The sequence below is a fragment of the Ideonella margarita genome (genome assembly GCF_038066635.1).
GTDB lineage: Bacteria > Pseudomonadota > Gammaproteobacteria > Burkholderiales > Burkholderiaceae_C > Ideonella > Ideonella margarita.
In genome coordinates this window covers 1-14,219 of the sequence record NZ_JBBUTI010000019.1, presented here as the reverse complement: position 1 = coordinate 14,219, position 14,219 = coordinate 1, and the positions used below count along the sequence as shown (strand labels likewise).

Sequence of the window (14,219 nt, the reverse complement as noted above, 5' to 3'; positions counted from 1 at the left end):
TGCCAACGCCGTTGGCGGCGGCTTCCTCATGAGGGACGTACCGTGAAACTGAGTCGACGATTACCCCTGTCCTTTGCGCTGGTCTTGCTGGTCACGCTGGGGGCGGGCTTTGCCGGGTTGCTGGTGGCTGGCAACGCGCTGAGCACCTTCCACGGTGATGTGCAGCAACGGGTGGCCGACGAACGCGCCGCCGCGATCCTGCAATCTCACTTCAAGACCCAGGTGCAGGAGTGGAAGAACGTGTTGCTGCGCGGCTCGGACGGCGCCATGCTGGAAAAGCACTGGCAGGCCTTCCAGAAGGAAGAAAAGGCCGTGCTGGATGGCGCGGTTGCCCTGCGTGCCCTGCAGACCGACCCCGGCCTGCAAGCCACCCTGGACCAGTTCATCGCACAGCACAAGAAGATGTCGGTGGGCTACCGCGACGGCCTGGAGAAGTTCAAGGGTGCGGGGCTTGAACCCTCCGTGGGGGACATGGCCGTGCGCGGCATCGACCGCGAACCGGCGAAGTTGCTGGACGCCGCTGCCAAGGACATCGCCGAGCAGAGCGCTGCCGTGGCCGAGCAAGCCTACTCTGACGGCTTGCGTGCCACCCGCGCCAGCATGGGCTTCATGTTGCTGGCCGCGGTGATCGGCGTGGCCATCGGCGTGCGCCTGAGCCACGCGGTCATCAAGCCGCTGACGCTGGCCGTCGACATGGCCACCGACGTGGCTGCGGGGGACCTCAGCCGGTCCATCCAGGGCCACCAGCGTGACGAGACCGGTGCCTTGCTGAACGCCCTGTCGCACATGCAGGGGCAACTGCGCGCCCTGGTGAGCAATGTGCGTGGCAACGCCGAAAGCGTGGCCACCGCCAGCGCGGAAATCGCCACCGGCAACAGCGATCTGGCGGCACGCACCGAACAGCAGGCCTCGGCCTTGCAGGAAACCGCATCGTCGATGCAGCAGCTGGGTGAAACCGTGCGCCTGAATGCCGACAACGCCCGTGAGGCCAGCACCTTGGCCGGCACGGCCAGCGAGGTGGCCGTGCGTGGCGGGCAGGTGGTGGGCGAAGTGGTGCACACCATGCGCGGCATTCAAGAGGCCTCGCGCAAGATCTCCGACATCATCGGCGTGATCGACGGCATCGCCTTCCAGACCAACATCCTGGCGCTGAACGCTGCCGTGGAAGCAGCGCGGGCCGGTGAGCAGGGCCGCGGTTTTGCGGTGGTGGCCGGTGAGGTGCGCTCACTGGCACAGCGCTCTGCCGAAGCGGCCCGCGAGATCAAGAGCCTGATCAACACCAGCGTCGAGCGGGTGGAGCAGGGCACGGCGCTGGTCGATCAGGCCGGCAGCACGATGGACGATGTGGTCGTCTCGATCGGCCGGGTCAACCAGATCATTGCCGAGATCAGCCGCGCCAGCCTGGAGCAGAGCGACGGGGTTCAGCAGGTGGGCATGGCCGTGCAGCGCATGGACCAGGGCACGCAGCAGAACGCCGCGCTGGTGGAAGAAACCAGCGCCGCCGCGGAAAGCCTGCGTCACCAGGCGCGCGCGCTGGTGAACACCGTCGGCGCCTTCAAGGTCGCCTGAGCAGCCCGCTGACCTGGTCGGCTTCAGCCCTTGGGCAGCGGCACCGGGCTGGCCAGCGTGTCGAGCGTCTGCCCCTGGCTGGCCAGCAGCTTTTCCAGCGCTGGCAGCAGCGGGCCCAGACGCTCCTCCAGCGCATCACGCACAGTGTCCACGAACACCTGCGTGGCGCGCTCGATTTCAATGTTCAGCGGGGCTCCGGCGGCCTTGTCGCCAAACGTCGTCATGCGCAGGGTTTCGGGGATCAGCCAGACCTCGAACCAGTTTTCGGCCTTGTTCACCTCGGCCACCGTCAGGCTCGCGCCGTTGATGGCGATGTAGCCCTTGGCGAAGATGTAGCGCATCCAGCCGCCCGGCACCCGGATGCGGATGACGTGGTTGTTCTCGGGCTGGCGAATGCTTTCGACCTCGGCCGTCACGTCCACATGGCCCGAGAGCGGGTGGCCGCCGATCTCGGCGCCGTCCTTCGCGGCACGTTCCACGTTCAGCGTGTCGCCTTCGCGGAAGTGGCCCAGCGTGGTCAGCGAGAGGCTTTGCTGCATCACGTCGAAGTCGGCTTCGTTCGCGCCATGCAGCTCAGTCACGGTGAGGCAGACGCCGTCACAGGCCACGCTCGCGCCAATCGCCAGCTCATGGGCAAAGCCGTCAGGGAACTGAAGCCGGAAGCTGCGCAGACCTGGGCGGTCGGAGATGCGGGCAATGGTTGCCACGCCTTGAACAATGCCGGTGAACATGAGGAAGCCTTCGGGGGCAGATGCAGACAGACTGCAATTATCCCCGGGGCGGCTGCGCCTCCGGCAGGGCTTCAGGTTCCGGCCACAGACGGCTCAGGGCCTTGAAGTGCAGGCCGTCGGCGTCTTCGAGCGAGAACGTGCCGAGCGAGCCCTGGCCCACATCAATCACCAGCTGCGTGGCCTGCAGGTACTCGGCCTGGGCCTCGCTGGCATAAAACGGCACGCCGCCGATCTGCCCGAGCAGCACGTCCGAGGCGTTGAGCCCCATTTCGCCCTGCACGAAGCACATCGGCGTGCTGCCATCGCAGCAGCCGTGTGACTGGTAGAACATCAGCGTGCCATGGCGCTGCTGCAATTCGCCAATCACCCGCAGCGCGTGTGGGGTGGCCACGACGGCCTCGCGGGTGCTGGTCATGTCAGCCGGTCCTCAGAAGAAGCCGAGCTTGTTCGGGTCGTAGCTCACCAGCAGGTTCTTGGTCTGCTGGTAGTGGTCGAGCATGACCTTGTGGGTTTCACGGCCGATGCCCGATTCCTTGTAGCCGCCGAAGGCCGCATGCGCCGGGTAGGCGTGGTAGCAGTTGGTCCACACGCGGCCAGCCTGGATCTTGCGGCCGAAATGGTAGGCACGGCTGCCGTCGCGCGTCCACACACCAGCGCCCAGGCCGTAAGGCGTGTCGTTGGCGATCTGCAGCGCTTCGGCCTCGTCCTTGAAGGTCGTCACGGCCAGCACCGGGCCGAAGATTTCCTCGCGGAAGACGCGCATCTGGTTGTGGCCCTTGAACAGGGTCGGCTCGATGTAATAGCCGCCGGCCAGGTCGCCCGGCATCTTGGCCGCATTGCCACCGATCAGCACCTGCGCGCCTTCCTGCTTGCCCACCTCCAGGTACGACAGGATCTTGTCCTGCTGCATGGCCGAGGCCTGCGCGCCCATCATGGTTTCAGTGTCCAGCGGGCTGCCTTGCTTGATGGCCGCAACGCGCTTGATGACCTTCTCGATGAAGCGGTCGTAGATCGATTCCTGGATCAGCGCGCGGCTCGGGCAGGTGCACACCTCACCCTGGTTGAAGGCGAACAGCACCATGCCTTCGATGGCCTTGTCGAGGAAGGCGTCGTCGTGCGCCATCACGTCGTCGAAGAAGATGTTGGGGCTCTTGCCACCCAGCTCCAGCGTGGCCGGAATCAGGTTGGTGGCCGCGGCCTGCGCAATGACGCGGCCGGTGGCGGTGGAGCCGGTGAAGGCGATCTTGGCGATGCGCTTGCTGCTGGCCAGCGGCATGCCGGCTTCACGGCCAAAACCGTTGACGATGTTCAGCACGCCCGGGGGCAGCAGGTCGGCGATCAGCTCGGCCAGCACCAGAATGCTGATCGGGGTGCTTTCAGCGGGCTTCAGCACCACGCAGTTGCCGGCGCCCAGCGCGGGAGCCAGCTTCCAGGCGGCCATCAGGATGGGGAAGTTCCACGGGATGATCTGGCCGACCACGCCCAGGGGTTCATGGAAGTGATAAGCGATGGTGTTGCCATCGATCTCGCTGAGCGCGCCTTCCTGCGCCCGCAGGCAGCCGGCGAAGTAACGGAAGTGGTCGACCGCCAGCGGGATGTCGGCGTTCAGCGTTTCGCGCATCGGCTTGCCGTTGTCCACCGTCTCGGCATAGGCCAGCTTTTCGAGGTTGGCTTCCAGGCGGTCGGCAATCTTCAGCAGGATGTTGGCGCGGGTGCCGGGCGGCGTGGCGGCCCAGGCGTCTTTCGCGGCGTGGGCGGCGTCCAGGGCCAGGTTGATGTCGGCCTCGGTGGAGCGGGCGGCCTGGGTGTAGACCTTGCCGCTGATCGGGGTGATGACGTCGAAGTAGGCGCCGCCGACCGGGGCCGTGAACTTGCCGCCGATGAAGTTGTCGTAGCGGGCCTTGAAAGCCACCGGTGCGCCGGCGCCGCCGGGTTGTGCATACAGCATGGTTGTCTCCTGCTTGTGTTCGGGCTGTTGGAAAAGTGCGGTCGGTGCCTGTGTTCAAACGCCGACGGTGCGCAGCCTCTTTCGCAGCGTTTGTGCCAGCCTGCTTTCAACAAGATTCACGCGATTTGATGTTGAAGGCGGGCCCGATTCCTGCGGCGAATGGGGGCAGGTGTTGCAGCCGCAGTGCGGCTGTACCGAACCTGAACAACCTGGCCCGGGATTTCTGCTGAAGCGCCCTTGAGGCGCACAACGACATGGCGGAAATCCCCATGAAATGGCCTGCATAAGTGTTCCCAAAGGAGACAGACATGGTCATGCAACACGCCACGCGCCCGAACATGCCGGTGGCCAACCTGCGCCGTGCGCGCCAGCAATTGAACAGTGCAGGCGCAGTTTCAGCCGAACTCATCGGGCCGGTGCTGGCCCGCTCATGGCAGCGCTGTGCCGACGCGGGCTTGTTGCCCAACGGCCGCAGCCAGGGCGTGCCGCATGCCAGCGCACCCCAGCTGCAACGGGCGCTGGTCCAGCAGCGGGAATTGCTGTCGCACGCTGAGCCGGTGATGGCCTTCCTGCATGAGCAGACGCGCGACAGCGGCAGCATGGTGGTGCTGGCCAATGCCGACGGCATGCTGCTGCACGCCACGGGGGATGCCGATTTCCTGCAGCGCGCCGAGCGCGTGGCCCTGCGGCCGGGCGCCACCTGGCAAGAGCGCTGGCGCGGCACCAACGCCATCGGCACGGCGCTGGCCGAAGACATTCCGATGGTGGTGCATGGCGGTGAGCACTATCTGGAGCGCAATGGCTTTCTCACCTGTGCCGCAGCGCCCATCCACGACTCGGCCGGCCGATTGCTCGGAGCGCTGGATCTGTCTGGCGACCACCGCGGCTACCACCGCCACACGCTGGGCCTCGTGCGCTCTGCCGTGCGCATGATCGAGCACCGGCTGTTTGATACCCGCCATGGCGCTGGCCTGCGCCTGCGGCTGCACAGCCACCGCGAAGGCCTGAACAGCGTGACGGAAGGGCTGCTGGCGCTGTCGGCCGATGGCTGGATCACCGGCGCCAACGAGGCGGCCTTGCAGATGCTGCAGCTGCGCTGGGCCGATGTGGGCGCGGTGCAGGTGTCGCAGGTGCTGGAGGTGGGCATCGACCGCATCTGGGACCTGGCCCGCCAACCCGGGGCCACGCCGCCCTGCGTGGCGGCCTTGCGCGGTGGCCCGCTGTGGCTGCGTGCCGAGCCGGGTTACCAGAGCATCACGGTGCAGGTGCCGCAGCGCATGGGCCACGCCGAAGACGCCCGGGTGCCGGGGCAGCGGGTGGGTGAGGCTCCCTTGATGGCCCATGCTGCCGAGCCCGCCGCCGTGCACGCAGATGCCCTGTCAGCGCTGGACACCGGTGATGCCGCCATGCGCCAGGCCCTGCAACGCGCCCGGCGCGTGGTCGACAAGCCCATCGCCTTGCTGCTGCTCGGTGAGTCGGGCGTGGGCAAGGAGGTGTTCGCCCGGGCGCTCCATGCGTCCGGCCCGCGCAGCACCCAGGCGTTCGTGGCGGTGAACTGCGCCGCCTTGCCGGAAAGCCTGATCGAGGCAGAACTGTTTGGCTATCGGCCCGGCGCCTTCACAGGTGCGCATCGCGACGGCGCGCCCGGGCGAATCCGCGAGGCCGATGGCGGCACCTTGTTCCTTGACGAGATTGGCGACATGCCGCTGGCCATGCAAGGCCGCCTGCTGCGCGTGCTGCAAGAGCGGCAGGTGGTGCCGCTGGGCGGTGGCAAGCCCGTCAGCGTCGACATCCAGCTGATGTGCGCCACCCACCGGCCCCTGCGCGACGACATGCGCAATGGCCGCTTCCGTGAAGACCTGTACTACCGCATCAACGGCATGGCGCTGTCTCTGCCCGCTCTGCGCGACCGCGATGACCTGGGCGCGTTGATTGACCGCCTCTTGCGTGAGGTGTTGGCCGTGCCCGCTGCCGAGGCGGTGCCCGGCCTGTCGCCCGATGTGCTGCGCTGCATGGCTGCCTATGCCTGGCCGGGCAATCTGCGTCAGCTGTCGAACGCCCTGCGCACGGCCTGCGCGCTGATGGAGCCACATGATCGGCAGATTGACTGGTGCCACCTGCCCGATGACCTGGTGGAGGACCTGCGGGAGGTTCAAGCCAGGGCAGAAGCCGCGCAGCAGCCCCAGGCCGGCGCCGCGCCTGCCCACACGGAGCGGCCCGCCGACGGCATGAACGCCGTGATGGCCCGGGCGGTGCAGCAGGCGATGGCCGCGTGTGACGGCAATGTGTCGGGGGCTGCCCGGATGCTCGGCATCAGCCGCAACACGCTGTACCGCCGCCTGAAGGGCGCTGCAGCGTCAGGAGATCCCTCAACCTGAGCCATTGTTGGCGCTCTGCCTGTGCGCGTCAGCCGGGTTTCGCTTCACAATGGGCCGTGAGCCCCTGAGGAGAGAAGAGTGAAGCGCATCCTGATCGTGGACGATCAATCCGAAATTCGAGATCTGATCACGATGACCCTCGAAGACGAGCCCTTCGAGCTTCGTGAGGCGGGTGACGGCGCCACGGCCCTGCAGATCGCCGAGAGCTTCAAGCCCGACATGGTCTTGCTCGACGTGATGATGCCGGGCTTCAGCGGCATCCAGGTCTGCGAGCAGCTTCGCTCGAAGTCGGGCAGCAGCAAGTCACCGGTCATCCTGATGCTGAGCGCCCTGGCGGATGTCACCAGCCGGGACGCCGGCCTGCAGGCCGGTGCCACCGACTATCTGTGCAAGCCGTTCAGCCCGAGCGAGCTGCGGCACGCCGTGCACCGCCTGCTCTGAGGCAGCCGCCTCAGAAGCTCTGGTAGACGGGCACGCTGCCGTCGCGCGGCTTGACGGCCGTCAGGCGGCTGGTCAGGCGGGCCTGAACCGAGGTGGGCAGCGGCGCAAAGCCGGTGCCGCGGGTCAACGCATCACCGCGCATGAAACACCAGTAGAGGAACTTCATCGTCGATTCGGCCGCGGCTGCGTTGGCCGGCGTGGCGTCGATCAGCAGGAAGCTGGTCAAGGTGATGGGCCAGCTCTCGCTGCCCGCGCGGTTCATCAGGCTGGCGGTGTCCACGCCGCTGCGGTGCAGATCGCTGTTGAGGATTGCGCTGCGAAAACCTGCTTCTGACGACGACACCCACTGGCCATCGCGGTTGCGCAGGGTGACGGAGGCCAGACCATCGGTCTCGATCCGGTCATGGCTGACATAGCCGATGCTGCCGCTGGTGGATTTCACCAGCGAGGCCACACCGTCATTGCCCTCGGCACGTTCCACTTCGCCCGGCCACTTCGGCAGGCCGTTCACGCCCACGGCGGTCTTGAAGGTGGCAGACACTTCGCTCAGGTAGCGGGTGTAGCCCTCGGTGGTGCCCGACTTGTCGGCGCGCACCACGCGGATGATGCGCTTGGCCGGCAGCGTCAGCCCACGGTTCAGCTCGGCGATGCGGGCATCGTCCCAGCGGGTGATCTCGCCTTGCTGCACCAGCGCGAGCACTTCGCCCGTCAGCCGAAGCCGCTTGTTCTCGACGCCGGGCAGGTTCACCACCGGCACCACGCCGCCCACCAGCATGGGCAGTTGCACCAGCTTGTGCTTGGCCAGGTCGGCTTCACTCAATGGGGCGTCGGTGCCTGCCAGCTGGGCGGTGCGGGCAATCGCCTGCTTCACGCCGTCGCCGGAGCCCGTGGCCTTGTAGCTCAGGCTGACGGACTGGCCTTCGGCGTACTGCTTCATCCAGCGGCCGTAAACCTTCGACGGGAAACTGGCGCCAGCGCCTTGAACCTGCGACTCTGCGGCTTGTGCCGAGGGCGCCCAGGTGCCGCCGAGTGCCACGCTGGTCAATGCAACAAGCGATTGCAGGTGGAGTCTGCGTGTGGTGTGTGCACCACTTTTATCCAACGACATGAGAATTACTGCTCTGGTTACTGCAACCGAGCAGTTTAGCGGCCGTCCATGTCGTTCCCGTGGCGCCGTGTGAGGCGCGCCACGGGTTTTGCTGTCAGGCAATCACCTCAGGCCGCACCTGGGCGGCCGAGGTGTATCAGTTGCCCTTGCGCGGACGACCGGCCTTCAGCTCCGGCAGCGCGGCCAGTGCTTCACCCAGCTTGGTTGCCGACAGCGAAGCCAGCACCTGCAGACCGGCGCGCAGCAGCTCACTCTTCTTGGTCGGACGCTTGAAGTCCAGCGCACGCTTCTTCAGTACGTCGATCAGGTCGAAATCGGGCTTGGGCATGGTGAAGCTGTCACGGACCAGCTTGTGACGAGCCTTGTCCGCCTTCGGAGCGGCCACGGCTGGTGCAGCGGGCGTTGCGGCGGCCTTGGCCGGGGCCTTCACGGCGGGCTTGGTGGCCTGCTTGGCAGTGGGCTTGGTAGCCGGCTTGGTGGCGGGTTTCGTCGCGGACTTGGTGGTCGGCTTGACGTCGACCTTCTTGGCAGCTGGCTTGACAGCTGGCTTGGCGGCTGGCTTGGCGGCTGGCTTTGCCACCGGCTTGGCAGCTGCCTTGGTCACCGGGGCGGGCGCCGGGGCCACCTTGGCCGTCTTGCTCACAGCTGCCTTGGTGGCCGCTGGCTTGGTAGCCGGCTTTGCTGCGGGCTTCGTTTCAGCCTTCACCACGGTCTTGCTGGCAGCGGCGGCCTTCACTGGCGCGGCCTTGGCAACTTTGGCAGGCTTGCTGGCAGGGGCTGCAGCCTTAGCGGCCGGGGCAGCAACGGCTTCAGCGCTGGTGCTTGCAGCTGCGGGTGCAGCCGCAGCTGCAGGAGCAGCAGCGGTGGTCTGGGTGGCAACTTGCGCGGCAGGCGCCGTGGTGGCTACGGCAGTGGTCGGCGCTTGGGTGGCGGCAGCTTGAGCAGCAGTTTTGGTCATGCAGTTTCAGTAATGGTGTAAATGATTTACACATTATTCAAGCATTCCGCTGTCGGCACAAGTGCTAGCGCCGCCACCGGGCCTTCAAAAGCCCGACAACACCACCTTGCCAACCGCCTTGCCACTTTCCAGCAAGGCATGCGCGCGCCGCAGGTTGGCTGCGTTGATGGTGCCGAAGTGTTCACCGCGTGTGGTGCGCAGATGGCCCTGATCCACCAGCTTCGCCACCTCGGTCAGCAGCTGGTGCTGCTCGATCATGTCGGCGGTTTCAAACAGCGAGCGCGTGAACATCAGCTCCCAGTGCAGCGACACGCTCTTGCGCTTGAGCAGCGTGATGTCGATGCTGCCCGGCGCCGGGTCGTCGATCAGGCCGAAGCGGCCCTGCGGCGCGATCAGCTCGGCGATCTGCGCGAAGTTCTGGCCGGTCTGGGTCAGGCTGACGACGTGGGTAGGCGCGGGCAGGCCGGCGGCCTTGAGTTCCTCCGCCAGCGGCTTGCTGTGGTCAAGCACATGGTGCGCACCCAGCTCACGCACCCAGGCGGCCGTCTCTGGTCGTGACGCAGTGGCGATCACCGTCAGGCCGGTGAGCTTTCGGGCCAGCTGGATCATGACCGAGCCGACGCCGCCAGCGGCGCCCACGATCAGCAGCGACTGCTTGGGTGGGGTGTCGCCCACCGGCGCGTCCGTCTGTACGTGCATCTCGATGCCTAGCCGGTGGAACAGCATTTCCCAGGCCGTGATGGCCGTCAGCGGCATGGCGGCCGCGTCGTCATCAACCAGCGAGCTTGGCGCCAGCGCCGCGATCCGCTCATCAACCACATGCAGCTGTGCGTTGGCTCCGGTGCGGTGGATGGCGCCCGCATACCAGACCCGGTCGCCCGGCTTGAACATGCTCACCTGCGCACCCACGGCCTGCACCACGCCCACGGCGTCCCAGCCCAGCACCTTCCACTGTCCCGGCTCGGCGTTCACGCCGGCGCGCACCTTGGTGTCCACCGGGTTCACGGCGATGGCGCTCACATCCACCAGCAGGTCACGCGGGCCCGGCTGCGGGGCGGGCAAGTCCACGTCCTGCAGCGCATCAGGTTGGCTCAGGGGCAGGGCGGTCTGGTAGGCAACGGCTTTCATGGCGATTCGTTTGAAGATGAAGAGTGAATGGTCTGCAGTCTCTGTCTGCAAAGCCTGGTTGCACAGGTGGCCGCAGTGATTTCACTTTCAATGAAAATCGAACGATGACGCGCCTGACTGACCTCGAACTGCTGTTGAGAACCGCCGATCTGGGCAGCCTGACGGCGGCCGCCAGATCGCTTGATTGCTCTCCCGCCGCGGCCAGCGCCGCCGTGAAGCGCCTGGAGGCGCAGTGGGGCGTGACGGTGTTCGTGCGCAGCACGCGCAGCCTGCGTTTGTCTGCCGAAGGTGAGCGCCTGTTGCCGCATGTGCGTGAGGCCATGCAGGCGATTGGCCAGGCGCGCACGGCGGTGGTGTCGGCGCGGCAGGCGCTGCAGGGTGAGCTGCAGGTGGCCTTGCCGTCTGATCTGGGGCGACATGTGCTGCTGCCCTGGCTGGAGGCCTTTCAGCAGCGCCACCCGCAACTGGCCTTGCGCCTGCACCTGTCTGATCGCAACACCGACCTGATGCGCGCGCCGCTGGACCTGGCCATTCGCTACGGCCAGCCGCCCAGCTCCACCCAGGTGGCGCTGCCACTGGTGCCGGGCAATGCGCGGGTGCTGGTGGCGGCGCCAGCCTATGTGGCGCGCCACGGCGTACCGGCCCGGCCTGATGACCTGGTGCAGCACGAAGCGCTGCGGTTCATGCTGGGTGGCAGCGTGCCCAAGACCTGGCGCTTCCGCGTGGACGGCCAGTGGCTGGATGTGCCCGTGAGCGGCCAGCGGTGCGCCAACGACGGCGAGGTCGTCAAGCGCTGGTCACTGGCTGGTGTGGGGCTGGCCTGCAAGTCTCGGCTGGACGTGGCGGCCGAGTTGCGCTCAGGTCAGCTGCTCGAAATCAACCCGCACTGGGAGGGCGAACCAGCGCCGCTGTACCTGCTGGTGCCGGGGCGGCGTCAACTGACGCCGGCGGCCAAGGCGCTGCGCGATTGGCTGCAGCAGAAGCTGCAGGCCGGCGGGTTGGTTTGACTGTGGCCCATTGATGGGCCGAGGCGCCGCCGCGCGTGGGCGGGCCTCAACGAGCGATCTTGCGTTCGATGTTGATCACCACGCCTGCGCGCAAAGTGATGATCGTCAGGGTTTGCGGGTCCCGATCCGCCGGGAAGTAGGTCCAGGTCTTCTCCTCGGGTTGGCCCTTCACGTTCACGATGAAGGCCTCATGGTCGGGCTTCCCGATCTTGTAGACGACCTCACCCTCTGGTGTGCCTTTGCTCAGGAAGCCACGGTCTCTGGCATCAACGGCGGCTGCGCCGGCAGAGGCGATCAGCAGTGCGCAGGAAACAAGCGCGGTTTTGATGGGCATGGTCAGGTTCCTTGAATCTGCTTCTTTGATCTTTGGCTTTGCCGTCTCTTTTGTGGTGGCAATACGCGGAGCCGATAGCTTTGCTCGGCGTGGACCTGATCCGTGGAGTCGTGAACTGCGACGGTGAATTCAAGGAGCCGAGACTTCTTTGGAATGCCAGTGAGCCATCCATCAGAAGCGATCGAGAGTCCGATTGCCTTCAAGTTGCCTGACGTTTCAGAGAAGGTGTAAGGCGGCATCCCGCCTTCCGCGTGGATCATGTGGCTGTATCTGCGGCTGACGGTCGCCGCAGGAAGGGTCACTGCTTTTCTCGGGGCCTGCGAACCCGCGGTTACGGGCGCCGGGCTATCAGGCGCAGCGGCCAGCAAAGCCGTTGGCTGAATCATCATCAGTGTCACCAGCGCGAAGCCGGGTGCAGTGAACAAGTTTTTCATGACACGCTGTGTCCAGATGTCGCACGACGAATGGCGGGTGCTGGCCCGCCGCGAACCTGCCGCGATGGGAGGTGCTTGATGATTCTGGCTGGTGGCATCGAACTCGCCAAGAACAAATCAGCGGGCGGGGCCGATTACATCGTCATCAACGTGCTGTTCGAGACGGCTTCGGTGCTTTGTCGTGAAAGCGGGAGCTTGGCTTCATCTCGCACCGGCGCCGACTACTTCTTGGTCGCACTCCAGTAAGCGAGGAATTTGCGGCCCGTCGAGTTCGTGAGCCCTTCAAGCCGGCCGTCCCTGAGGACGGCTGAGTGGTTGTACGGGCCCGAGCCATCCGAGGTGACGAAGGCGATCCGCACGGTCCCCCAATCGACATTGATGCGCCCCTCAGAAATCTCTGCGTCGTAGAAGGTGCCGCTGAACGTGCCGCTAGACACGGCCGAGACGATGAGCGACTTCAAGTAGGCCGGCGCGGCCGGGTTGGGGCGGAGGTCAACGTCCCAGGTTCCAAGAAGTACGTCAGCCTTGACCACATCGGCCGCTGCAGCCTTGGTGGAGGTGAATGCGATGGCCGTGGCGGCGGCGGTGAACAGGCGTCGATTCATGGCGGTGCTCTCGTTGAGGTTTGTGAATGCACTCAGCATGCGGCACCGCGGCGGTTTCGGCGGCACGGGTGCGACGAATCGACAGTTGTCCGGACGAACCGCCAGTGGGTGTGCCAAGGATGGCGGCCTGTGGGGTGTTGTGTTGCCCACGGTGCTGTGACGAGTGTGGACGTACCCGGAGAAGAACGGTCAGGAACAGATGGTGAGGGACCGAGGCAACCTGCACGCGGGGCCGGTGAGACTCTTTCCCCGTGCTCGCCACACCTGATCATCATTGGCGCCGACGTAGTTACCGGAATTTGGAGTGGGCTGACGGCGCTTGCCGAAGCGGGTCTGGGCTGCTAGGCAGTGCCGCGCGCCGGTGAGCCTGGTAGCGCTTGTCGAACTCGTGCCACTCGCTCGGCCACTGTCTGATCTTGTTCGAGTCGAAGGACTGGGCATGTGCGTTGAGCAAGCCAAGCATTGTGCTTTGCCAGACTCCGGCCCTCGGAAGGGCCTTCGTCGTACTCTGACGCCCACTTCAGAAACGCTGGGTCCGCCGCGCCGTACCGCTCAATCTCTCGGCGGCGAAGCCGCTCAATGCGAACGGCAGCGGGAAGGTAGAGAAACACAACCAAGTCGAAGGCATCTTCGACCTGGAATCCCCAGCCATAGATAGATCCTGACAGGACTACGCCTTGGTCTGAGTGAAGGGCTCTGCAGGCCATCTCAAGCCGGTCAGTCGCACACCTTTTCTCCTTGAACGGCGGAGACGTCGGGAGCCAGTAGTAGCTGTCGGCATCTTCGTGGGGCAGCGACAGATCCTGCGCAAGCGCCGCTCCTAGTGTGGTGGCACCGCTCCCCGAAGCGCCGGTGATGTGAATCCGCATTGGATTGCGCTGCCTAGCGTTGGAGCTGAGTGGCCGAAACCGGCTGGCCGCACCGAGCGACGACTACCTGCTGAGCGGAGTGCAGCCAGCCGGTTGAGGTCCACTTGATCGACAGGTTAGATCGGCCTTCAATCGATGACATGTACGTCCGCCTGCTGGAAAACGAAGTAACGGCGTGGGCGAATCAAGTGCGGTGTATTGGTTCGCCACCACGCCGCGGCCTCAGGGCTCTTGACAGCAAGGGCATCAATTGCGTTGGGAACCTCTACCAAATAGCCGCGCGCCTTCCGGAGGTCACCCTTGAAGTATGCAAGCCAGCAGAGGACGATGTTTCTGGGTCCAGACAGGACGCCGAAGGTCCATACAGACAACGGCGAAGGGTCTCGTTGTGCAATTGGAACTGATAGGCCGACCCACATTTCCCTTACCCACTGAGGCGCTTCGCCGTCGGGAACGTTGGTAATTTGCAGGGTGCGTGGCATGAGTGTCCGTCGGTCTAAATTTAAAAATTAGCGGCGTGCCGGAGGCCCATCCACTTGAGCGACGGGTCGGGGGGCATTAGCGTCACCTCAGGATGAGCCAGAACGCAGGTGAAGCGCCCCGGGTTTCATGGAGGCCCGTTGGGTTAAGTCAGGCTTCCGTCAAGGCAGTCTGACTGGCGAGTTGCCGGTAGTAGTTTGCCTCAGCCTCTGCGGGTGGGATGTACCCG

General features: G+C 65.6%; 16 protein-coding genes. 5 read left to right on the top strand and 11 right to left on the bottom strand.

The features are described from left to right. Positions 1–42: 42 nt before the first annotated feature. Complete coding sequence (locus AACH00_RS19350; protein ID WP_341400825.1) at positions 43–1,569, top strand: methyl-accepting chemotaxis protein; 1,527 nt, start codon at positions 43–45, stop codon at positions 1,567–1,569. Positions 1,570–1,592: 23 nt separating this feature from the next. Here AACH00_RS19350 and AACH00_RS19345 read toward each other — a convergent pair whose 3' ends face one another. The 3 genes from AACH00_RS19345 to exaC are packed head-to-tail and all read right to left on the bottom strand — an operon-like array spanning position 1,593 to position 4,248. After that, on the bottom strand, positions 1,593–2,300 hold the full coding sequence (locus tag AACH00_RS19345) for a riboflavin synthase subunit alpha (protein WP_341400824.1): 708 nt from the start codon (positions 2,298–2,300) through the stop codon (positions 1,593–1,595). Between the two features lie 37 nt (positions 2,301–2,337). Then, the gene (locus AACH00_RS19340; RefSeq protein ID WP_341400823.1) at positions 2,338–2,715 is read right to left on the bottom strand and encodes a DUF779 domain-containing protein; all 378 of its coding nucleotides are present in this window, start codon (positions 2,713–2,715) and stop codon (positions 2,338–2,340) included. 12 nt (positions 2,716–2,727) lie between these two features. Next, positions 2,728–4,248: an acetaldehyde dehydrogenase ExaC gene (gene exaC / locus AACH00_RS19335; protein ID WP_341400822.1), complete on the bottom strand. Its 1,521-nt coding sequence runs from the start codon at positions 4,246–4,248 to the stop codon at positions 2,728–2,730. A gap of 308 nt (positions 4,249–4,556) precedes the next feature. On the opposite strand from exaC, the gene AACH00_RS19330 reads away from it, so the two are divergent. Both AACH00_RS19330 and AACH00_RS19325 read left to right on the top strand, forming a co-directional pair. Further along, positions 4,557–6,626, top strand: coding sequence for a sigma-54-dependent Fis family transcriptional regulator (locus AACH00_RS19330; RefSeq protein WP_341400821.1), 2,070 nt, complete (start codon positions 4,557–4,559; stop codon positions 6,624–6,626). Between the two features lie 78 nt (positions 6,627–6,704). Continuing rightward, entirely contained in the window at positions 6,705–7,067 is a 363-nt protein-coding gene (locus AACH00_RS19325) for a response regulator transcription factor (RefSeq protein ID WP_341400820.1), read from the top strand. Between the two features lie 10 nt (positions 7,068–7,077). Here AACH00_RS19325 and pstS read toward each other — a convergent pair whose 3' ends face one another. The 3 genes from pstS to AACH00_RS19310 all read right to left on the bottom strand — a co-directional run bounded on the left by pstS (position 7,078) and on the right by AACH00_RS19310 (position 10,261). After that, positions 7,078–8,103 (bottom strand): phosphate ABC transporter substrate-binding protein PstS, encoded by a 1,026-nt coding sequence (gene pstS, locus AACH00_RS19320; RefSeq protein WP_341400819.1) that lies wholly within the window; start codon positions 8,101–8,103, stop codon positions 7,078–7,080. A gap of 208 nt (positions 8,104–8,311) precedes the next feature. Further along, positions 8,312–9,133, bottom strand: a complete 822-nt coding sequence (locus tag AACH00_RS19315; RefSeq protein WP_341400818.1) for a hypothetical protein — start codon at positions 9,131–9,133, stop codon at positions 8,312–8,314. An 84-nt stretch (positions 9,134–9,217) separates the two neighbouring features. Next, positions 9,218–10,261, bottom strand: a complete 1,044-nt coding sequence (locus AACH00_RS19310) for a zinc-binding alcohol dehydrogenase family protein (RefSeq protein WP_341400817.1) — start codon at positions 10,259–10,261, stop codon at positions 9,218–9,220. A 104-nt stretch (positions 10,262–10,365) separates the two neighbouring features. Between AACH00_RS19310 and AACH00_RS19305 the strand changes: the two genes are divergently transcribed. Further along, positions 10,366–11,268 carry a LysR family transcriptional regulator gene (locus tag AACH00_RS19305; RefSeq protein WP_341400816.1) on the top strand — a complete coding sequence of 301 codons (903 nt, stop codon included), beginning with the start codon at positions 10,366–10,368 and terminating at the stop codon, positions 11,266–11,268. Between the two features lie 46 nt (positions 11,269–11,314). Here the strand turns inward: AACH00_RS19305 and AACH00_RS19300 are convergent, their stop codons facing one another. Together AACH00_RS19300 and AACH00_RS19295 are read right to left on the bottom strand one after the other, a co-directional pair. After that, a complete protein-coding gene (locus AACH00_RS19300; protein WP_341400815.1) occupies positions 11,315–11,602 on the bottom strand; it encodes a hypothetical protein in 288 nt (95 codons plus the stop codon). 2 nt (positions 11,603–11,604) lie between these two features. Continuing rightward, positions 11,605–12,036, bottom strand: a complete 432-nt coding sequence (locus AACH00_RS19295; RefSeq protein ID WP_341400814.1) for a hypothetical protein — start codon at positions 12,034–12,036, stop codon at positions 11,605–11,607. A gap of 78 nt (positions 12,037–12,114) precedes the next feature. Here AACH00_RS19295 and AACH00_RS19290 point away from each other — a divergent pair, with 78 nt between their 5' ends. Continuing rightward, entirely contained in the window at positions 12,115–12,282 is a 168-nt protein-coding gene (locus tag AACH00_RS19290; protein WP_341400813.1) for a hypothetical protein, read from the top strand. Here the strand turns inward: AACH00_RS19290 and AACH00_RS19285 are convergent. From AACH00_RS19285 to AACH00_RS19275, 3 genes are all read right to left on the bottom strand, one after another. After that, the gene (locus AACH00_RS19285) at positions 12,258–12,641 is read right to left on the bottom strand and encodes a hypothetical protein (protein WP_341400812.1); all 384 of its coding nucleotides are present in this window, start codon (positions 12,639–12,641) and stop codon (positions 12,258–12,260) included. The genes AACH00_RS19290 and AACH00_RS19285 overlap by 25 nt on opposite strands. A gap of 341 nt (positions 12,642–12,982) precedes the next feature. Continuing rightward, entirely contained in the window at positions 12,983–13,510 is a 528-nt protein-coding gene (locus AACH00_RS19280; protein WP_341400811.1) for an AAA family ATPase, read from the bottom strand. A gap of 128 nt (positions 13,511–13,638) precedes the next feature. Beyond that, the gene (locus AACH00_RS19275; protein WP_341400810.1) at positions 13,639–13,992 is read right to left on the bottom strand and encodes a hypothetical protein; all 354 of its coding nucleotides are present in this window, start codon (positions 13,990–13,992) and stop codon (positions 13,639–13,641) included. Positions 13,993–14,219 lie beyond the last annotated feature (227 nt).